Origin of the sequence: Vibrio sp. J1-1, from assembly GCF_021728395.1 — a bacterium.
In the GTDB taxonomy this organism is placed as follows: domain Bacteria; phylum Pseudomonadota; class Gammaproteobacteria; order Enterobacterales; family Vibrionaceae; genus Vibrio.
Genome location: NZ_JAKKCM010000003.1, coordinates 279459 through 299157, shown reverse-complemented (window position 1 = coordinate 299157; position 19699 = coordinate 279459). Strand labels below are relative to the sequence as shown.

At 45.3% G+C, this 19699-nt stretch carries 17 protein-coding genes and 2 tRNA genes; 17 read left to right on the top strand and 2 right to left on the bottom strand.

Annotated elements, in window-relative coordinates; all coding sequences use genetic code 11:
- Window positions 1-50: 50 nt before the first annotated feature.
- On the top strand, window positions 51-524 hold the full coding sequence (gene greA / locus L3V31_RS06255) for a transcription elongation factor GreA (RefSeq protein WP_237315258.1): 474 nt from the start codon (window positions 51-53) through the stop codon (window positions 522-524).
- 76 nt (window positions 525-600) lie between these two features.
- Here the strand turns inward: greA and yhbY are convergent, their stop codons facing one another.
- Window positions 601-897 carry a ribosome assembly RNA-binding protein YhbY gene (yhbY, locus tag L3V31_RS06250; RefSeq protein WP_005380066.1) on the bottom strand — a complete coding sequence of 99 codons (297 nt, stop codon included), beginning with the start codon at window positions 895-897 and terminating at the stop codon, window positions 601-603.
- A 138-nt stretch (window positions 898-1035) separates the two neighbouring features.
- On the opposite strand from yhbY, the gene rlmE reads away from it, so the two are divergent.
- The 16 genes from rlmE (at window position 1036) to L3V31_RS06170 (ending at window position 18757) form a co-directional block, all read left to right on the top strand.
- A complete protein-coding gene (gene rlmE / locus L3V31_RS06245; RefSeq protein WP_237315257.1) occupies window positions 1036-1665 on the top strand; it encodes a 23S rRNA (uridine(2552)-2'-O)-methyltransferase RlmE in 630 nt (209 codons plus the stop codon).
- Window positions 1666-1773: 108 nt separating this feature from the next.
- Window positions 1774-3753, top strand: a complete 1980-nt coding sequence (ftsH, locus tag L3V31_RS06240) for an ATP-dependent zinc metalloprotease FtsH (protein ID WP_237315256.1) — start codon at window positions 1774-1776, stop codon at window positions 3751-3753.
- A 52-nt stretch (window positions 3754-3805) separates the two neighbouring features.
- A complete protein-coding gene (gene folP, locus L3V31_RS06235; protein WP_237315255.1) occupies window positions 3806-4639 on the top strand; it encodes a dihydropteroate synthase in 834 nt (277 codons plus the stop codon).
- Between the two features lie 20 nt (window positions 4640-4659).
- Complete coding sequence (gene glmM, locus L3V31_RS06230; protein WP_237315254.1) at window positions 4660-6000, top strand: phosphoglucosamine mutase; 1341 nt, start codon at window positions 4660-4662, stop codon at window positions 5998-6000.
- Between the two features lie 225 nt (window positions 6001-6225).
- Window positions 6226-6564, top strand: coding sequence for a preprotein translocase subunit SecG (gene secG, locus L3V31_RS06225; RefSeq protein ID WP_237315253.1), 339 nt, complete (start codon window positions 6226-6228; stop codon window positions 6562-6564).
- Between the two features lie 16 nt (window positions 6565-6580).
- Window positions 6581-6664, top strand: a tRNA-Leu gene (locus L3V31_RS06220).
- A gap of 56 nt (window positions 6665-6720) precedes the next feature.
- Window positions 6721-6797, top strand: a tRNA-Met gene (locus L3V31_RS06215).
- Between the two features lie 226 nt (window positions 6798-7023).
- Window positions 7024-7479, top strand: coding sequence for a ribosome maturation factor RimP (rimP, locus tag L3V31_RS06210; RefSeq protein WP_005456065.1), 456 nt, complete (start codon window positions 7024-7026; stop codon window positions 7477-7479).
- 36 nt (window positions 7480-7515) lie between these two features.
- The gene (nusA, locus tag L3V31_RS06205; RefSeq protein ID WP_237315252.1) at window positions 7516-9003 is read left to right on the top strand and encodes a transcription termination factor NusA; all 1488 of its coding nucleotides are present in this window, start codon (window positions 7516-7518) and stop codon (window positions 9001-9003) included.
- Between the two features lie 20 nt (window positions 9004-9023).
- Window positions 9024-11741 (top strand): translation initiation factor IF-2, encoded by a 2718-nt coding sequence (infB, locus tag L3V31_RS06200; RefSeq protein WP_237315251.1) that lies wholly within the window; start codon window positions 9024-9026, stop codon window positions 11739-11741.
- A 114-nt stretch (window positions 11742-11855) separates the two neighbouring features.
- A complete protein-coding gene (rbfA, locus tag L3V31_RS06195) occupies window positions 11856-12251 on the top strand; it encodes a 30S ribosome-binding factor RbfA (RefSeq protein WP_237315250.1) in 396 nt (131 codons plus the stop codon).
- Complete coding sequence (gene truB, locus L3V31_RS06190) at window positions 12251-13195, top strand: tRNA pseudouridine(55) synthase TruB (protein WP_237315249.1); 945 nt, start codon at window positions 12251-12253, stop codon at window positions 13193-13195. The genes rbfA and truB overlap by 1 nt, the downstream gene beginning before the upstream one ends.
- Before the next feature lie 148 nt (window positions 13196-13343).
- Window positions 13344-13613, top strand: a complete 270-nt coding sequence (gene rpsO, locus L3V31_RS06185; RefSeq protein WP_005380094.1) for a 30S ribosomal protein S15 — start codon at window positions 13344-13346, stop codon at window positions 13611-13613.
- A 332-nt stretch (window positions 13614-13945) separates the two neighbouring features.
- Window positions 13946-16081, top strand: coding sequence for a polyribonucleotide nucleotidyltransferase (gene pnp, locus L3V31_RS06180; RefSeq protein ID WP_237315248.1), 2136 nt, complete (start codon window positions 13946-13948; stop codon window positions 16079-16081).
- A 197-nt stretch (window positions 16082-16278) separates the two neighbouring features.
- Window positions 16279-17196 (top strand): lipoprotein NlpI, encoded by a 918-nt coding sequence (nlpI, locus tag L3V31_RS06175; protein WP_237315247.1) that lies wholly within the window; start codon window positions 16279-16281, stop codon window positions 17194-17196.
- Window positions 17197-17410: 214 nt separating this feature from the next.
- On the top strand, window positions 17411-18757 hold the full coding sequence (locus L3V31_RS06170; protein ID WP_237315246.1) for an MATE family efflux transporter: 1347 nt from the start codon (window positions 17411-17413) through the stop codon (window positions 18755-18757).
- 54 nt (window positions 18758-18811) lie between these two features.
- Here L3V31_RS06170 and L3V31_RS06165 read toward each other — a convergent pair whose 3' ends face one another.
- Window positions 18812-19690: a U32 family peptidase gene (locus L3V31_RS06165; protein WP_237315245.1), complete on the bottom strand. Its 879-nt coding sequence runs from the start codon at window positions 19688-19690 to the stop codon at window positions 18812-18814.
- Window positions 19691-19699 lie beyond the last annotated feature (9 nt).

The following is a 19699-nucleotide window of genomic DNA, read 5'->3' as shown; positions in this document are numbered from 1 at the left end:
ACAGGGTAGGGTTTTTTTGTCCAAAATAGACTTGGGCATGAGGTTATATAATGGAAAAAGTTCCAATGACACTACGTGGTGAACAAATGCTACGTGAAGAATTAGATCGTCTACTTAAGCTACGTCCTCAAATTTCAGCGGCGATTGCAGAAGCTCGTGAACTAGGTGATTTAAAAGAGAATGCTGAATACCACGCCGCGCGTGAAGAACAGGGTATTTGTGAAGCGCAGATTCGCGATATCGAATACAAGCTTTCTGTCGCGCAGGTTATTGATGTCACTAAAATGGAAAACACTGGTAAAGTCATTTTTGGCACAACGGTGACTTTGATTGATATCGATACTGACGAAGAAAAAACGTACCAAATTGTCGGTGAAGATGAAGCAGACATTAAAGCTGGTCGTATTTCTGTTAGCTCCCCAATTGCTCGTGGCCTGATTGGTAAGATGGAAGGTGACGAAGTGGTTATCGAAACCCCTGGTGGTGCAAAAGATTTTGAAATTGACCGAGTTGATTATCTGTAATCAGAAAGTATTACTCTGTCTACAAACGTAAAAAGGTCGCCATTGGCGACCTTTTATTCAGCAACGTAAGTAGTGGTTACTTACGAGGGATTTCGATTTTACGTTCTTCAGATTGGCGGTACAGTACAAGTACTTTACCGATAGTCTGAACTTTTTCTGCGCCCGTCTCACGTACGATAGCGTCGATGATTAGCTGTTTTGTCTCACGATCTTCTGAAGCAACTTTTACTTTGATCAGTTCGTGATGGTTTAGAGCGATTTCAATTTCTGCTAGCACGGCTTCTGTAAGTCCATTTGCGCCCATTAGCACAACAGGTTTTAAACTGTGAGCCAGGCCTTTTAGGTGCTGCTTTTGTTTGGTGCTTAGGTTCATTACGCGGCCAATTTTCTTTAAAATAAGGGTTGAAAAAAGCTATTTTAACGCCATCTATTGCTGAAGACTATAATTTATTGAGTAATAGGTTGCGCCTATTAAAACAATAGCTCCTATTTGTGCCTTGTTAGGATTAAAATGAGTAAACAAAAACATTCGGCGAGTTCTGGTCGTTGGTTGAAAGAACACTTTGATGATAAATACGCGAACGAAGCTCGTAAAAAAGGTTACCGTTCACGTGCTTATTTCAAGATTGATGAAATACAAACCAAAGATAAGCTGTTAAAACCAGGTATGACTGTGGTCGATTTGGGTGCAGCTCCAGGTGGTTGGTCCCAGTATGCTGCTAAAATAGTAGGAGATAGTGGGCAAATTATTGCGTGTGATTTGTTACCAATGGATCCGATTGCTGGTGTAAGCTTTTTACAAGGTGACTTTCGTGACGATGCGGTATTAGAAGCTTTGTTAGAAAAAATCCAGCCATCAATGGTGGACGTAGTAATGTCTGATATGGCACCTAATATTGCTGGTAATAACTCTGTCGATCAACCTAGAGCTATGTATTTAGTTGAATTGGCCTTAGATATGTGTCGACAAGTTCTAGCGCCTAATGGTAGCTTTGTTGTAAAAGTTTTCCAGGGTGAAGGCTTCGATCAGTACGTGAAAGAAGTCCGAGACATGTTTAAAGTCGTAAAAGTCAGGAAACCAGACTCCTCGCGAGCTCGCTCTCGAGAGGTCTTTGTAGTAGCCACTGGTTACAAAGGTTAACCATTTTGCTCTATTAAGAGCGTGTTAACACTATGGCTACAGTGAATGAACTGTAGTACCCTACCTTTAATTACAATTAGTTATCGAGAGGCTTACACCTTGAGTGACATGGCAAAAAATTTAATTCTGTGGCTTGTTATCGCTGTCGTATTGATGTCGGTATTCCAGAGCTTTGGCCCTGGAGAAAGTAATGGCAGAACCGTGGATTACACCACGTTTGTACAGGAAGTTGGCCAAGGCCAGATTCAAGAAGCAACATTTAAAGACGGTGAGATTAGCTTCGTTCGTCGTGGCGGCGGTGCCAAAATGGTTACGTATATGCCTGTGTACGACCAAAAGCTTCTGGATGACCTAATTAATCAAAATGTGAAAGTGCAAGGTACGCCTCCTGAAGAGCAAAGCTTGCTAGGTACAATTTTCATTTCTTGGTTCCCAATGATCTTACTGATTGGTGTATGGATATTCTTCATGCGTCAAATGCAAGGCGGTGGCGGTAAAGGCGCCATGTCTTTCGGTAAGAGCAAAGCTCGAATGATGAGCGAAGATCAAATCAAAACTACGTTTGCTGATGTTGCTGGCTGTGACGAAGCAAAAGAAGACGTAAAAGAGCTGGTCGATTACCTACGTGATCCAAGCCGTTTCCAGAAGCTGGGCGGTAAAATCCCGACTGGTGTTCTAATGGTGGGGCCTCCAGGTACAGGTAAGACATTGCTTGCGAAGGCGATTGCCGGTGAAGCAAAAGTACCGTTCTTTACTATTTCTGGTTCTGACTTCGTAGAAATGTTTGTAGGTGTGGGTGCATCTCGTGTGCGTGACATGTTTGAGCAAGCGAAGAAAGCGGCACCTTGTATCATTTTTATCGATGAGATTGATGCGGTTGGTCGCCAGCGTGGTGCTGGTGTAGGTGGTGGTCACGATGAGCGTGAGCAAACACTGAACCAAATGCTGGTTGAAATGGATGGTTTCGAAGGTAACGAAGGTATTATCGTTATTGCAGCGACTAACCGTCCGGATGTGCTTGACCCTGCATTGTTGCGTCCTGGTCGTTTTGACCGCCAAGTCGTGGTTGGTCTACCAGACGTCCGTGGTCGTGAGCAGATTCTTAAAGTCCACATGCGTAAAGTGCCTCTAGCGGGCGATGTAGAGCCTTCTTTAATTGCACGTGGTACGCCGGGTTTCTCAGGTGCTGACTTAGCAAACTTAGTAAACGAAGCTGCGCTATTTGCTGCTCGTGGCAACAAACGCAACGTATCAATGGTTGAGTTTGAACTGGCTAAAGACAAAATCATGATGGGTGCAGAACGTCGCTCGATGGTTATGTCAGAAGAGACGAAAGCGTCAACAGCCTACCACGAAGCGGGACACGCGATTGTCGGTCGTTTAGTTCCTGAGCATGATCCTGTGTACAAGGTCTCTATTATTCCTCGTGGTCGTGCATTAGGTGTGACGATGTACCTACCAGAACAAGATCGCGTAAGTATGTCTCGTCAGCACTTAGAATCAATGATCTCGAGTCTGTACGGTGGGCGCCTTGCAGAAGAGTTGATTTACGGTGCGGATAAAGTCTCTACAGGTGCTTCTAACGATATCGAACGTGCAACAGAGATTGCTCGCAAGATGGTAACGCAATGGGGTTTCTCTGAAAAATTGGGTCCTTTATTGTATGCAGAAGATGAAGGTGAAGTATTCCTAGGTCGTAGTGTGACTCAGACAAAACATATGTCTGATGACACCGCTAAGCTAATTGATGACGAAGTTCGCCAAATCATCGACCGCAACTACGACCGAGCGAAGAAGATTTTGGAAGAAAACATGGATATCATGCATGCGATGAAAGATGCGCTAATGAAGTATGAAACCATTGATGCTCGCCAAATCGATGACCTAATGGAGCGCAAGGCAGAAATTCGTGAACCGGCTGGTTGGAGCGACAATCTGTCAAGCAAGCCTGAGGTTGATGATAAACCACAAGCTGCGCCTGAAGCGAAAGATGAAGAGAAAAAGGCTGATGCTGATAAAGATGCAGAGCAGTCCACTTCCGAAGACGCGGCTTCAACTGACGCTCCAGAAAAGAAAGATTCTGAATAACAACTGTTGATATTGATAAACCCCGAGTTCGCTCGGGGTTTTTGTATTTATTATGATTATTAAAGCAAAAAACAAATCTCTGGACCTTTCTCGTCCACACGTAATGGCCATCCTCAACGTTACACCTGATTCTTTCTCTGATGGAGGCAAGTACAATTCACTAGATTTAGCTCTTGCCCGCGTTGATAAAATGATAAAAGCAGGGGTTAGCATTATCGATGTTGGCGGTGAATCGACACGACCTGGCGCTCCAGAAGTCACTTTGGAAAATGAACTGGAACGCGTCATCCCTGTCGTCAGAGCTATCAGGGCCCACTACCCAGAAATATGGATTTCAGTTGATACCAGCAAAGCTGAAGTGATTCGTCAGTCCGTGGAAGCAGGGGCAGACCTAATCAATGATGTTCGTTCTCTGAGCGAGCCGGGCGCGTTGGAAGTGGCTGCACAAGCGAATGTACCGGTGTGCATCATGCATATGAAGGGTCAGCCGAAAACCATGCAGCAGAATCCGCAATATGATGATCTCCTGCAGGAAGTGGAGCAGTTTCTGGTGGAACGCTTGGCAGTGTGCGAAGCAGCAGGTATTGCTCGAGAAAATATTATTCTCGATCCTGGTTTTGGCTTTGGCAAAACCTTAGAACACAATTATCATATGCTTGCTCATCTTGAGAAGTTTCACAAGTTTGGCTTGCCTATCTTGGCTGGCATGTCTCGCAAATCGATGATTTTTAAACTGTTGGATAAGCCTGCGGCAGAATGCACAAATGCCAGCGTCGTTTGTGCCACTATCGCAGCGATGAAAGGTGCACAGATCATTCGAGTACACGACTTTGACGAAACGCTTGAAGCGATGAAAGTTGTTGAGATGACGAAGAACAATATTTAAAAAATAACAAAGGAAAGTTTATGTCTAATAAAAGACGTTACTTTGGTACAGACGGTGTGCGTGGCAAAGTTGGACAATATCCAATCACTCCCGATTTCGTACTGAAACTTGGCTGGGCGGCAGGTCGCGTATTAGCGAAACAAGGCACAAAAAAAGTAATTATCGGTAAAGATACTCGTATATCGGGCTACATGCTGGAATCTGCGCTAGAAGCTGGTTTGGCCGCGGCGGGTCTTAAAGCGACCTTTACTGGACCAATGCCAACACCAGCAGTTGCTTACTTAACACAAACATTCCGAGCAGAAGCTGGGATTGTGATCTCGGCATCTCATAACCCTTACTATGACAACGGCATCAAGTTTTTCTCTTCTGAAGGCACTAAGTTGCCGGATGATATTGAACTTGCGATCGAAGCGGAATTGGATAAAGAGATTGAATGTGTCGAATCGTCTGAGTTGGGTAAAGCAACTCGTCTAAACGATGCGGCAGGTCGATACATTGAGTTTTGTAAAAGTACTTTTCCTTCAACACTGAGCTTAGCGAGCCTTAAAATAGTGGTTGACTGCGCGCACGGCGCAACTTATCACATTGCTCCTAACGTATTTAAAGAGCTGGGTGCAGAAGTTGTTGCGATGGGCGTTGAGCCTAACGGCACCAATATCAACGATCAAGTTGGTGCGACTGACGTACGCGCACTTCAAAAGCGTGTTGTGGAAGAGCAAGCGCACCTTGGCCTTGCGTTTGATGGTGATGGCGACCGTATCATCATGGTTGATCACTTGGGTAATAAAGTAGATGGCGACCAGATAGCCTACATCATCGCCAGAGATGCTCTGCGTCGCGGTGAGCTAAAAGGCGGTGTAGTTGGTACTCTGATGACTAACTTAGGCATGGAAAATGGCCTGAAGAAGCTAGGTATTCCATTTGTTCGTGCTGCGGTAGGCGATCGCTACGTTATGGAACAATTGCTTGCGAAAGGTTGGAAGATCGGTGCTGAAAACTCTGGCCACGTTATCTTGTTAGATAAAGTCACAACGGGTGATGCTATTGTCGCTGCATTGCAAGTGCTTGCTTCGGTTGTCGGTAGTGATATGTCGTTGTACGATCTTTCTCAAGGAATGACGTTGTACCCGCAAGTGCTAGAAAACGTTCGTTTCTCTGGCGATGCAAATCCATTAGAAGCAAAAGCAGTATTGGACTCTGTCTCTGAAGTGGAAGCTGAACTAGGCGACAAAGGTCGAGTGTTGCTTCGTAAATCAGGCACTGAGCCACTCATTCGCGTAATGGTCGAAGGTGAAGATGCAGAACTTGTACAGAGCTCAGCGCTTAAAATTGCTGAAGCGGTAAAAGCAAGTTTTTAATTATTATCTTCACCCATAGCATGAAAAAAAAGGGCGTTTTTTGCCCTTTTTTTGAGCGTTCGGCTCAATGGTGTTGTTTTTTTACTAATTTTCCCTTGTCAGCGTTAATGGCTTTCGCTAGTATTGCACCGCCTCCCGTTAGGAGGTCGCTAGCCTTGTTCATTTAATAAGATTCATTATTTTTGGGCGGCGCTGGCTCAACAATTTGGAACATAGGTGGAAAAAATGTTTACAGTTCTACTTGTGATTTACCTGTTGGCGGCGCTTGGTGTGATTGGCCTTGTGTTGATTCAACAAGGTAAAGGCGCAGATATGGGAGCCTCGTTCGGTGCTGGTGCTTCAAACACAGTGTTTGGTGCTAGTGGCTCAGGTAATTTCTTAACCCGAACAACTGCTATTTTAGCAACTGTATTTTTTGTCGTTAGCTTATTACTCGGTCGCATGTCTACACACAAGACTGAGTCACAATGGGTAGACCCAACGTTAGGTCAACCAGTTGTTGAACAAGTTAAGGACGCAGTGAGTGAAGTTCCAGCACCAGCTGGTGATGAAATTCCTCAATAAGCTGCAAGGTTTTGATGCCGAGATGGTGAAATTGGTAGACACGCTAGCATGAGGTGCTAGTGCCTTTGGTGTGAGGGTTCGAGTCCCTCTCTCGGCACCATGTATTTACAAACTTGTAAATCACTTGTTTGCGAGTATAATGCTCAGCAAGTCGGACGCGGGGTGGAGCAGTTTGGTAGCTCGTCGGGCTCATAACCCGAAGGTCGTCGGTTCAAATCCGGCCCCCGCAACCAATCTCTTTCTTTTGATAAGAAATCGAGAGTTGGCAAGTTTGCGTAGTACTAACCACACTACGAGTTAAGAATGGCATTCTTTTCTATTCTTAACGTATCAGGGTCCAGCAGCATAAAACCCCGACTATCGGGGTTTTTTGTTATCTGAGTTTTTTAAATATCTCAGGTTGCTGCTTGGTTTTTTGATTGGGCTCTGAGCCCTTTTTTTGTTTCTGGAGTGGTTTAAATGACTGGTTTAGAAAGACAACTTACTGAAATGCTTGAAGCACCTGTTGAGGCGTCGGGCTATGAGTTGGTTGGATTAGAATTCATTCGTGCAGGCGCGCACTCAACGCTACGCATCTATATTGACCATGAAAATGGCATTAACGTGGACGACTGTGCAGAAGTTAGTCACCAAGTAAGTGCGGTACTAGACGTTGAAGATCCAATTTCGGTTGCTTACAGCCTAGAAGTGTCTTCTCCAGGTTTAGAAAGACCGCTTTTCAAAGCAGCACATTACGAGCAATTTATTGGTCACGAGGTCAGCATCGTTTTGAAAATGGCTGTAGCAAACCGTCGTAAGTGGAAAGGTATTATCCACGGCGTTGATGGCGAAACAGTGACAGTTACTGTTGAAGGTCAGCAAGAAGAGTTTGCTTTAAGTAATATTTCAAAAGCTAACCTGATCCCTAAATTTTAGTTCCCTAAAAAAGTTAAAGCTTAGAGGCTAAATACAATGAGTAAAGAAATTTTAGCGGTAGCAGAAGCGGTATCGAACGAAAAAGCGGTACCTCGTGAGCGTATCTTTGAAGCTCTTGAGATTGCTCTAGCAACTTCTACAAAGAAAAAATACGAAATCGAAATCGACGTACGTGTTGCTATTGACCGTAAAACGGGTGAATTCGTTACTTACCGTCGCTGGTTGGTGGTAGACGCTGTTGAACACCCAACGAAAGAGATCTCTATAGAAGCGGCACAATATGAAGATGATTCAGTTCAGCTAGGCGACTACGTAGAAGACGAGATCGAATCAGTAACGTTTGACCGTATTACGACTCAAACGGCGAAGCAAGTTATCGTGCAAAAAGTTCGCGAAGCAGAACGTGCACAGATTGTTGAGCAGTTCATCGACAATGAAGGTGATCTAATCACTGGTGTGGTTAAGAAAGTTAACCGCGAAACTGTCGTACTTGATCTAGGTAACAACGCAGAAGCGGTAATCCTACGTGATGATCAACTTCCTCGTGAAAACTTCCGTCCAGGTGACCGTGTTCGTGGTCTTCTGTACAAAGTTGCTCCAGAAGCACGTGGTTTCCAACTGTTCATCACTCGTTCTAAGCCTGAAATGCTAGCAGAGCTGTTCCGTGTTGAAGTACCTGAAATCGCGGAAGACATCATCGAGCTTAAAGGCGCTGCACGTGATCCTGGTTCTCGTGCGAAGATCGCAGTGAAAACGAACGACAAGCGTATTGACCCTGTTGGTGCGTGTGTTGGTATGCGTGGTGCACGTGTACAAGCAGTGTCTGGTGAACTTGGCGGTGAGCGTATTGACATCGTGCTTTGGGACGATAACCCAGCTCAATTCGTAATCAATGCAATGGCGCCTGCTGACGTAGCGTCTATCATCGTTGATGAAGATGCACACGCAATGGATATCGCAGTTGAAGCAGATAACCTAGCGCAAGCTATTGGTCGTAATGGCCAAAACGTTCGTCTTGCGTCCCAACTGACTGGTTGGGAGCTGAACGTAATGACAGTGGCAGATCTTCAGAAGAAACACGCTGAAGAATCACAAGCGTCTATTGAAAACTTCATGAAGTACCTTGATATTGAAGAGGACTTCGCACAACTACTTGTTGAAGAAGGTTTCTCAACATTAGAAGAAGTTGCTTACGTACCAGTTAACGAACTACTTGAAGTCGATGGCTTAAATGAAGAGCTAATCGAAGAGCTACGTGGTCGTGCGAAAGATGCATTAACCACAATTGCATTAGCGCAAGAAGAGTCGTTTGAAGGCCTGGAGCCAGCAGAAGATCTATTAGGACTTGAAGGTCTTGAGCGTGAAATGGCATTCAAATTGGCAGCAAAAGGTGTAGCAACACTGGAAGACCTAGCTGACCAAGGCATTGACGATTTAGAAGGTATTGAAGGCCTGACCGAAGAGCGTGCAGGTGAGCTAATTATGGCCGCACGTAACATCTGTTGGTTCGGCGAAGAAGCATAATTCAGCAAGGAGGAAGCGGCATGACACAATTAACAGTTAAAGCACTGAGTGATGAGATTGGTACGCCAGTCGACCGCTTGATTGAACAACTTGCTGACGCTGGCATTAAAAAGGCGAGCTCTGACAATGTTACTGATGAAGAGAAGCAGCAGCTTCTCTCTCATCTAAAAAAAGAACACGGTGATAAATCTGGCGATTCAGAGCCGACACGCCTTACGCTACAGCGTAAAACTCGTAGTACACTTAGTGTGAACGCGGGTGGTGGTAAGAGTAAGAATGTTCAGGTTGAGGTGCGCAAAAAACGTACATACGTGAAGCGCAGCACAATTGAAGATGAAGCGAAACGTGAAGCTGAAGAAGCAGCAAAACGTGAAGCAGAAGAAGCAGCAAAACGCGCAGCTGAAGAAGCCGCAAAGCGTGAAGCTGAAGAAGCTGCAAAACGTGAAGCTGAAGAAGCTGCAAAACGTGAAGCTGAAGAAAAAGCGAAACGTGAAGCTGAAGAAAAAGCGAAACGAGACGTTGATACGAATGCACAACGTGGAGCTGACGAAAAAGCGAAACGTGGTGCTGAAGACAAAATTAAGCAAGAAGCAGCGCGAAAAGAGGCCGACGAGCTTAAACGCCGTCAGGAAGAAGAAGCTAAGCGTAAGGCTGAAGAGGAAAGTCAGCGCAAGCTTGAAGAAGCTCGCGAATTGGCTGAAAAGAATAAAGAGCGTTGGTCTGCTGCAGAAGAGAAAAAGGGTGATATGGAAGATACAGATTACCATGTAACGACTTCACAATACGCACGTGAAGCCGAAGATGAAGCAGATCGCAAAGTAGAAGGTGGTCGTCGTAATAAGAAGAAGAAAAAACCTTCTAACAAAGATGATCAAGCACGTAACGGTAGCCGTGGCCAGCGTGGCGGTAAAGGCGGCCGTAAGGGCAAACTGGCTAAGCCAACATCAATGCAACATGGCTTCGATAAGTCAGCAACGGTTGCTAAGCAAGATGTTGTAATTGGCGAGACAATCGTTCTTTCAGAACTTGCTAACAAGATGTCGGTTAAAGCGACAGAAGTTATCAAAGTGATGATGAAGATGGGCGCTATGGCGACCATTAACCAAGTTATTGACCAAGAAACAGCACAACTTGTTGCTGAAGAAATGGGTCATAAGGTTGTTCTTCGCAAAGAGAACGAACTGGAAGAAGCAATACTGTCAGATCGTGACACGAATGCCGAAGCGGTTCCTCGTGCTCCAGTTGTAACTATCATGGGTCACGTTGACCACGGTAAGACATCAACACTGGACTACATCCGTCGTACACACGTTGCTTCTGGCGAAGCGGGTGGTATTACTCAGCACATCGGTGCATACCACGTAGAAACTGAAAACGGCATGATCACGTTCCTTGATACTCCTGGACACGCGGCGTTTACGGCTATGCGTGCACGTGGTGCTCAAGCGACAGATATCGTTGTTCTAGTTGTTGCAGCAGATGATGGTGTAATGCCACAAACGGTTGAAGCTATCCAGCACGCGAAAGCGGCGGGTGTACCTCTGATTATTGCAGTGAACAAGATCGACAAAGAAGGTGCTAACCCAGACAACGTTAAGAACGAACTGGCGCAGTACGATGTTATCCCTGAAGAGTGGGGCGGTGAGAACATTTTCGTTCACATCTCTGCGAAACAAGGTACTAACATTGACGCACTTCTAGAGTCAATCCTTCTACAATCTGAAGTTCTAGAACTTACAGCAGTTAAAGAAGGCATGGCATCTGGTGTTGTTGTTGAATCTCGACTAGATAAAGGCCGTGGTCCAGTTGCAACCGTTCTTGTTCAGTCTGGTACGCTATACAAAGGCGATATCGTTCTGTGTGGTCAAGAGTACGGCCGTGTTCGTGCAATGCGTGATGAAGTTGGCCAGGAAATCACAGAAGCAGGGCCGTCAATTCCTGTAGAGATCTTGGGTCTTTCTGGTGTACCAGCTTCAGGTGACGAAGCAACAGTAGTTCGTGACGAGCGTAAAGCGCGTGAAGTTGCAAACTACCGTGCAGGTAAGTTCCGCGAAGTGAAACTTGCTCGTCAGCAGAAATCTAAACTAGAGAACATGTTCGCTAACATGACGGCTGGTGAAGTTGCTGAACTGAACGTTGTTCTTAAGGCTGACGTACAAGGTTCTGTTGAAGCTATCGCAGACTCTCTAGTGAAACTGTCGACTGACGAAGTTAAAGTCAACATCGTTGGTTCAGGCGTTGGCGGTATCACTGAGACTGACGTTGTACTTGCAGAAGCTTCTAACGCAATCATCCTTGGCTTTAACGTACGTGCGGATGCATCTGCTCGTCGTGCAGTTGAAGCAGCAGCTGTTGACCTACGTTACTACTCAATCATTTACCAATTGATTGATGAAGTGAAACAGGCGATGGGCGGTATGCTAGCTCCAGAATTCAAGCAAGAGATCATTGGTCTTGCTGAAGTTCGTGACGTATTTAAGTCACCGAAACTGGGCGCGATTGCCGGCTGTATGGTTACTGAAGGTCTAATTAAGCGTAACAACCCAATCCGCGTTCTACGTGATAACGTTGTTATTTACGAAGGTGAACTAGAGTCACTACGTCGCTTTAAAGATGATGTTCAAGAAGTTAAGAATGGTTACGAGTGTGGTATCGGCGTTAAGAACTACAACGATGTTCGCGTTGGCGACCAAATCGAAGTATTCGAAATCGTTGAAATCAAACGTACTCTAGACTAATTGACTAAGATTACTCATATTGTCTTTGATAGATAAGTAGTAATTGGTTGTTGAATACACCATGGGGGGCTGGCTTAGACCAACCCCCCATTCTTTCTATATAAGAGAAAAGATATGTCAAAAGAATTTAGCCGCACGCAGCGAGTTGCACAGCAGCTGCAAAAAGAATTGGCCATGATCCTTCAACGTGAAGTGCGTGACTCACGTTTGGGTATGGTTACTATTTCAGACGTTGAAGTGTCTCGTGACCTTGCTTATGCAAAAGTATTTGTTACTTTTTTATGTGTAGGTGAGCAAACACCAGAATCATGTCTAGCAGCGCTACGTGAACATGAAGTGCATATTCGTATGATGCTAGGTAAGCGTATTCGTCTACGCCTTACTCCAGAAATTCGTTTCCAATATGACAACACACTGGTTGAAGGTATGCGAATGTCTAACCTTGTGTCTGAAGTTGTTAGTGCTGATAAGCAAAAGCAAAAAGATTCTGGTCGTGAGGACGAAGAATAATGGCTCGTCGTCGTAAAGGTCGTCCAATCAATGGCGTTATCCTGTTAGATAAACCGACAGGTATCTCATCTAATGATGCGTTGCAAAAAGTTAAGCGAATTTACTTTGCTGAAAAAGCGGGTCATACGGGTGCATTGGATCCTCTAGCGACGGGCATGTTGCCGATCTGTTTAGGAGAGGCGACAAAGTTTTCTCAGTTCCTATTGGATTCAGACAAGCGCTACCGAGTGATTGCGAAACTGGGTGAGCGTACGAATACATCAGACTCTGATGGTGAAGTTGTCGAAACTCGTCCGGTCGATGTGGATCTTGAGAAGCTAGAAGCGTGCATCGATCAATTCCGCGGTGAATCGGATCAAGTACCTTCAATGTTTTCGGCGTTGAAATACCAAGGTAAACCGTTGTATGAGTATGCGCGTAAGGGAATCGAAGTTCCACGTGAATCTCGTAAAATTACGGTCTACGAAATAATCCTTCATCGTTTTGAAGGTGCTGAAGTCGAGATGGAAGTACACTGTTCAAAAGGTACATACATTCGCACTATCGTCGATGACCTTGGAGAAATGCTAGGCTGTGGTGCTCACGTCACAATGCTTCGTCGTACCGGCGTGGCTAAGTACCCATACGAAAAGATGGTTACGCTTGAGCAACTTAACGAGTTACTAGAGCAAGCACATCGTCAAGAGGTTGCGCCGCGTGAACTTTTGGATCCGCTGCTAATGCCAATGGACACTGCGGTAGAAGACTTACCTGAAGTGAACTTGATACCAGAGCTTGCGGACATGGTTCAACATGGTCAACCAGTTCAAGTGAGTGGTGCTCCTACCGAAGGCTCTCTTCGCCTTACGATGGGGGATGAGCGCTTATTTATTGGTGTTGGCGAGATGAACAACGACGGAAAAATAGCACCAAAGCGCTTGGTGGTTTTTCGTGACGAAGAGTAATCTCGCACTACTTGAAAAATACCGGCCTTAATGCCGGTATTTTTTATTGCGTGAATGCAGAAACTTCCCTATAATTCGCGCTTCTCGTGTCGGCTGAATCAGAGATTGGCTGGCACAAATATTAACTTACTCTTATTAGGAGAGAATTATGTCTCTGAATGCAGAAACTAAAGCAGCAATCGTTGCAGAATACGCTCAAGGTGAAGGCGATACTGGTTCACCAGAAGTTCAAGTAGCTCTACTTACAGCTTCTATCAACCACCTACAAGGTCACTTCAAAGCGCACAAAGGCGATCACCACAGCCGTCGTGGTCTTCTACGTATGGTTTCTCGTCGTCGTAAGCTTCTAGATTACCTAAAAGGTAAAAATCTAGCTCGCTACCAAGACCTAATCAAGCGTCTAGGCCTACGTCGCTAATCAGCGACTGCATAGCAGTTTGTCGAAAAAGGGGCTTTATGCCCCTTTTTTGTTGCCTAAATTTAGCCAAATCATCCTTAAGCCGTTATAATACTGGCGGCTTAATCTTTTGATGCCGTTTTAGGTTCGTGAATGCTCACGGATAGAACAGTACATCAGATTTTTCACTAAACTCATTGCATTACAGTCAACCTCGTCGACCAAAAGGTCGCGGCTATTAAAAGGGAATTTGTATGAGTTTCTTTTCACTAGTCGCGATTCGTAGTGCCTTGAGTGTTTATTAACACACCTAAGCGGCTATTTATCGGTGCGCTTAGAAACAAGGAATAACAATGTTCGAAAAACCAGTTGTTAAAACGTTCCAGTACGGTAACCACACGGTTACCCTAGAAACTGGCGTTATCGCACGTCAAGCTACAGCAGCAGTTATGGTTACAATGGACGATACAGCAGTATTCGTTTCAGTTGTAGGTAAGAAAGAAGCAGTTGCTGGTCAAGACTTCTTCCCTCTAACAGTAAACTACCAAGAGCGTACTTACGCGGCAGGTAAAATCCCTGGTGGTTTCTTCAAGCGTGAAGGCCGTCCATCTGAAGGCGAAACGCTAACAGCTCGTCTAATCGACCGTCCAATCCGACCACTATTCCCGGATTCATTTAAAAACGAAGTACAAGTTATTGCTACGGTTGTGTCTGTAAACCCTGACGTTCAACCAGATATCCCAACAATGATTGGTACATCTGCGGCATTAGCTATCTCTGGTATCCCATTCAACGGTCCTATCGGTGCAGCACGTGTTGGTCACATTGACGGTCAACTTGTTCTTAACCCAAGCCAAACAGAGCTAGGTTCATCTCGTCTGGATCTTGTTGTAGCGGGTACAGAATCTGCAGTACTAATGGTTGAGTCAGAAGCTGACAACCTAACTGAAGAAGAAATGCTAGCGGCGGTTGTTTACGGTCACGATCAACAACAAGTTGTGATCAATGCAATCAACGAGTTCAAAGCTGAAGTTGCAACACCAGCTTGGGATTGGGTTGCTCCTGAAGAGAACACAGCGCTTAATACTAAGATTGCTGAACTAGCAGAAGCTAAGCTTGTAGAGGCTTACCAAATTACTGAGAAGATGGCTCGTTACGACCGTATCCACGCGATCGCTGCAGAAGTTAACGAAGTATTACTTGCTGAAGATCCTGAAGCGGACACGAAAGAAATCCACACTATCTTCCATGACCTAGAGAAGACTGTAGTACGTCGTAGCATCATCGCGGGTAACCCACGTATCGACGGTCGTGAGAAAGACATGGTTCGTGCGCTAGACGTACGTACTGGCATTCTTCCACGTACTCACGGTTCTGCGCTATTCACTCGTGGTGAAACTCAGGCTATCGTTACTGCAACTCTAGGTACTCAGCGTGATGCGCAAATCATCGATGAGCTGACAGGTGAGCGTAAAGATCACTTCCTACTGCACTACAACTTCCCTCCTTACTGTGTAGGTGAAACTGGCTTTGTAGGTTCTCCTAAGCGTCGTGAAATCGGCCACGGTAAACTGGCGAAGCGCGGTATTGCTGCAGTAATGCCATCTGTTGACGAGTTCCCATACACTGTTCGCGTTGTATCAGAAATCACTGAATCTAACGGTTCATCTTCAATGGCTTCTGTATGTGGTACGTCTCTAGCTCTTATGGATGCTGGTGTGCCAATCAAGTCTTCTGTTGCGGGTATCGCAATGGGTCTTGTGAAAGAAGGCGATGACTTCGTCGTCCTTTCAGACATCCTTGGCGACGAAGACCACCTAGGTGATATGGACTTTAAAGTAGCAGGTACTAATACTGGTATTACTGCACTTCAAATGGACATCAAGATCGAAGGTATCACTAAAGAGATCATGCAAATTGCGCTTAACCAAGCTCAAGGCGCACGTAAGCACATCCTATCTGTAATGGATGAAGCAATCTCTGGTGCTCGTGATGACATTTCAGAATTCGCTCCGCGCATTCACACAATGAAGATCAGCTCTGAGAAGATCAAAGATGTTATCGGTAAAGGTGGTGCAGTTATCCGTGCTCTAACTGAAGAGACAGGTACAACAATCGAAATCGAAGACGACGGTACGATCAAAATTGCAGCGACTGAAGGCGCTGCAGCGAAAGAAGCTATCCGTCGTATTGAAGAGATCACTGCTGAAGTTGAAGTTGGCCGCATCTACACTGGTAAAGTGGCTCGTCTGGCGGACTTTGGTGCGTTCGTAACAGTACTTCCAGGTAAAGATGGTCTAGTGCATATTTCTCAAATTGCAGAAAAGCGTGTTGAGAAAGTGTCAGACTACCTAACTGAAGGTCAGGAAGTTCAAGTTAAAGTTCTTGAAATCGACCGTCAGGGCCGTGTACGTCTAAGCATGAAAGAAGCAGTAGAAAAGCCAGCTGAAGAAGCAGCGGCTGAAGCACCTGCTGCTAAAGACGAGTAATCTAATACTCGACTTTCGGTCTTTTATTAGCTTAAGGGCCTGAAAGCATGCTATAAAAGGGGAGCATTTTTGCTCCCTTTTTTTGTTTTGTTTCGAGGCGTTTACCCTCAGGTGAGGCAATTTATTCTACTATTGCATATAAAGATAAGGCATAAGAGAAACAGACTCGGAGCAGTCCAAATTAGGAGTATCAATTAGTGAAATGGTTTCAAACCGCAAGTTTATGTGTTGCTATCGTGCTGACCGGTTGTGCAAATACTTCTCAGCAATCGGCCATGCAGTGGGTTTACCCACCAATGGCGGTACCGCTGCAACCTAGCGTGCAGCAAGAGGTGCAAATTGCGCGTTTATCTCAGCTTCTTCAGCGCCCAGACCTTAGTGATGAAGTTCGTGCAAAAATGCACTATGAGCGCGGCAATTACTATGACAGTGTTGGCTTACGTGACCTTGCTCGTTTGGATTTCAACCAATCTTTACAATTGAACCCTGCTCAACCTGATATCTTCAATCTATTAGGGGTTTACTTTACTCAGGTTGGAGAGTTTGATGCCGCTTATGAAGCTTTTGATTCAACCTTAGAACTGGCTCCTGATAACACGTATGCCGAAAGAAACCGTGCCATAGCATTGTACTATGGTGGCCGGATTGAACTCGCTCTGGAAGACATGAATAAGCACTATGAAGAGATGCCAAGCGATCCATTCCGTGCGTTGTGGCTCTACATTATTGAAGCTGATCAGGATCCGGAGCAAGCGAAAGCAAACCTGAAGAAGCACTATCAACGAGAGCGAAGTGAAGAGTGGGGATGGGTCTTAGTGGCCATTATGCTGCGTGACGTTTCAGACGAGCAAGCTCTGAAATTGATCATGGATGGCACACGAGAAAACTATCGTCTTGCTGAGCGACTCACGGAGACTTACTTTTACTTAGGGAAGCGTCATCAGCTTCAAGGTGACTTGGCGAGTGCAATATCACTGTATAAATTGGCGATATCCTTCAACGTTTATGATTACGTAGAGCATCGGTACTCATTTCTCGAATTAGCTCAGATTTATGAGCAGTTGCAGCAGGACAGGATGGCGAGGCTGAAAGCCGAGCAACAATCAGAGAACTAGTCTAAAGCCGCTCACTGAGCGGTTTTTTGATACTGGAGCGACTCGACGGATGTTCTCTTCGGGAAGTAAATTTGTGTGTCTTCTCTGGTTAGTCTTACGTGATTAGAACTCATCATATTAGCCGTTCGTGTTTTGTCATACATGTTTTTGTCCAGACAGAACAAAATAATTTTTAATATTAATTGGTTAGCTTTGCTAACTGCTGGTGGTTGTTATGCAAGGCTCGATATATAGACAGTTTTGGAAGTACACGATTCCAACCGTTGCTGCCATGTTGGTGAATGGTTTGTATCAAGTGATCGACGGCATTTTTATTGGCCGCTATGTTGGAGCTGATGGGTTGGCTGGAATTAACGTCGCGTGGCCTGTTATTGGTACAATCTTAGGCGTCGGTATGATGGTTGGCGTCGGCACGGGAGCACTGGTTTCTATCAAGCGTGGTGAACAAGACCAAGAAGGTGCTAAACGCATTTTATCTACCGGGTTATTATTACTCGCCGCATTGATGCCAGTTGTTGCAACGGTTCTTTTCTACTTTTCAGACGCGTTTATTCGTTGGCAAGGGGCGCAGGGCCCAGTGTACGAGTTAGGTCTACAGTACTTACAAATATTGATTGTGTCGTGCATATTCACGCTTGGCTCGATCGCTGCGCCATTTCTATTGCGAAACGATGATAGCCCTAACTTAGCCACGATACTTATGGTGACAGGTGCTGCGATAAACATCTTACTAGACTATGTCTTTATTGCTTGGTTGGGATGGGAGTTGACCGGTGCTGCCATTGCTACCGCATTAGCCCAGATGGTCGTGACGGTTCTCGGTATTGGTTACTTCTTCAGTTCCAAAGCTAAGCTGCGCTTACGTTTTAGTGATCTGCAAGTACAGTTTGATATCGTACCTAAGGTCGTGATGATCGGTAGCTCCAGCTTTTTTATGTACGCTTATGGCTCTATCATGGTAGCGCTGCATAATTCGTTGTTTGCTCAATATGGCAGTGCGCTATTGATTGGCGCTTATGCGATCCTCGGTTATATCGTCACGGTTTATTTCTTAGTCGCAGAGGGCATTGCTAACGGCATGCAGCCTCTGGTGAGCTATAACCATGGGACGCGTAATCCGCAAAATATTCGTAAGCTGCTTAAAATAGCCATGGGCACCGCGGTGTTGGGAGGCATTGGTTTTGTTACCTTGATGAACGTTTTCCCTTACGAGGTCGTTTCAGTCTTTAATAGCTCAGATCAGCAGTTAATTGAAAGTGCAGTCATGGGTATCCGACTGCACATGTTCGCTTTGTTCTTAGATGGCTTCTTAATGGTCTCGGCCGCGTATTATCAGTCGATGAACAAAGGCAGTAAGGCGATGTTCATTACGGTTGGTAATATCATGGTTCAGCTACCATTTCTGTTTATCATGCCTAAAATATTCGGCGTGGTGGGGATTTGGATTGCCTTCCCATTGTCTAACATTGCGTTAAGTTTGGTAGTGATGAGTATGTTGTGGCGTGATGTGAAGAAGTTGCTCAGTGAGAGCCCTGTAGAACCTAGCATGCAATCGTCTTGACAGAAACAAGCAAAATAAAGCGAGGCATTGACCTCGCTTTATTTATTTTTAGAGTCAGATATTTTTGACGTCCAGACCTGCTAGTTGGTGCCAGTAACCATTGCATTGACGGCTTTCCAGCTTCTGAGGCTTGTCGCCCTGTTCATTGGCACGGAATTGCTCTAATTCAGACAGGGTACTGATGCCTAGTGGGCTAAGCCGTACCACATCAACCAACCCCTGCATGCCTGGCAAGTCATTGATTAAGTTGTAACAGTAACCAGACTGAGTTTGGATACCATTAAGATTGAACACTTCTTGCCCCTCCTGACTGCTTACCTGAATACCAGTTGGGTATTTAATACAGCAGGTCTCGCAATCGTCTTTTGCACGGTTTTCAGCGCGAGCGGTAAAGCAACGAGCAGAGTAGGCCAGTGGCAGATAGCCATGACTGAATACTTCTACTTCAAATTTATTGCGGATACCAAGACTCTCACATTGCGCTAATGTATCACTTAACCAATCACGCGACAGTTCCACTGGCATACACCAGCGCGTCATGCCCTGTTTGAGAAATAGGTTCAGTGTATGTGCATTGTAAGTATTAATTGCCGGGCCAACGACAAACGGCACTCGGCGCTCTGCTGCTAGCTGAACCGCAGAGACATCATTGGCCTCAATCGCGAAATCACCATTATCGATGTACTTCTTCATAATGTTAACTTCACTTGGAGCTTCCAACAGCGCCATGGTTGAGAGTACTACCTGTTTGCCGGATGCTGAGAGCTCTTTCGCGATATCAAACCAATACGCTGGTTTCATCTCTCGTCGTTTAGAGCAGACCGTTTCTCCTAAATAGATGATGTCTGCTGTACTTTCTTTTGCTTGGTGATAGAACGCTTCCACATCTTGTTTTGGCCAGAAATAGAGTAATGGACCAAGTGCGTACTTCATTGAATTTTC

What these genes read in the sequence shown, in the direction of transcription:
- rpsO (WP_005380094.1), top strand. Translation starts at nt 13,344, where the DNA reads ATGTCTCTGAATGCAGAAACTAAAGCAGCAATCGTTGCAGAATACGCT.
- secG (WP_237315253.1), top strand. Translation starts at nt 6,226, where the DNA reads ATGTTTACAGTTCTACTTGTGATTTACCTGTTGGCGGCGCTTGGTGTG.
- infB (WP_237315251.1), top strand. Translation starts at nt 9,024, where the DNA reads ATGACACAATTAACAGTTAAAGCACTGAGTGATGAGATTGGTACGCCA.
- rimP (WP_005456065.1), top strand. Translation starts at nt 7,024, where the DNA reads ATGACTGGTTTAGAAAGACAACTTACTGAAATGCTTGAAGCACCTGTT.
- yhbY (WP_005380066.1), bottom strand. Translation starts at nt 897, where the DNA reads ATGAACCTAAGCACCAAACAAAAGCAGCACCTAAAAGGCCTGGCTCAC.
- greA (WP_237315258.1), top strand. Translation starts at nt 51, where the DNA reads ATGGAAAAAGTTCCAATGACACTACGTGGTGAACAAATGCTACGTGAA.
- L3V31_RS06165 (WP_237315245.1), bottom strand. Translation starts at nt 19,690, where the DNA reads ATGAAGTACGCACTTGGTCCATTACTCTATTTCTGGCCAAAACAAGAT.
- L3V31_RS06170 (WP_237315246.1), top strand. Translation starts at nt 17,411, where the DNA reads ATGCAAGGCTCGATATATAGACAGTTTTGGAAGTACACGATTCCAACC.
- rlmE (WP_237315257.1), top strand. Translation starts at nt 1,036, where the DNA reads ATGAGTAAACAAAAACATTCGGCGAGTTCTGGTCGTTGGTTGAAAGAA.
- glmM (WP_237315254.1), top strand. Translation starts at nt 4,660, where the DNA reads ATGTCTAATAAAAGACGTTACTTTGGTACAGACGGTGTGCGTGGCAAA.
- rbfA (WP_237315250.1), top strand. Translation starts at nt 11,856, where the DNA reads ATGTCAAAAGAATTTAGCCGCACGCAGCGAGTTGCACAGCAGCTGCAA.
- nusA (WP_237315252.1), top strand. Translation starts at nt 7,516, where the DNA reads ATGAGTAAAGAAATTTTAGCGGTAGCAGAAGCGGTATCGAACGAAAAA.
- truB (WP_237315249.1), top strand. Translation starts at nt 12,251, where the DNA reads ATGGCTCGTCGTCGTAAAGGTCGTCCAATCAATGGCGTTATCCTGTTA.
- ftsH (WP_237315256.1), top strand. Translation starts at nt 1,774, where the DNA reads ATGGCAAAAAATTTAATTCTGTGGCTTGTTATCGCTGTCGTATTGATG.
- pnp (WP_237315248.1), top strand. Translation starts at nt 13,946, where the DNA reads ATGTTCGAAAAACCAGTTGTTAAAACGTTCCAGTACGGTAACCACACG.
- folP (WP_237315255.1), top strand. Translation starts at nt 3,806, where the DNA reads ATGATTATTAAAGCAAAAAACAAATCTCTGGACCTTTCTCGTCCACAC.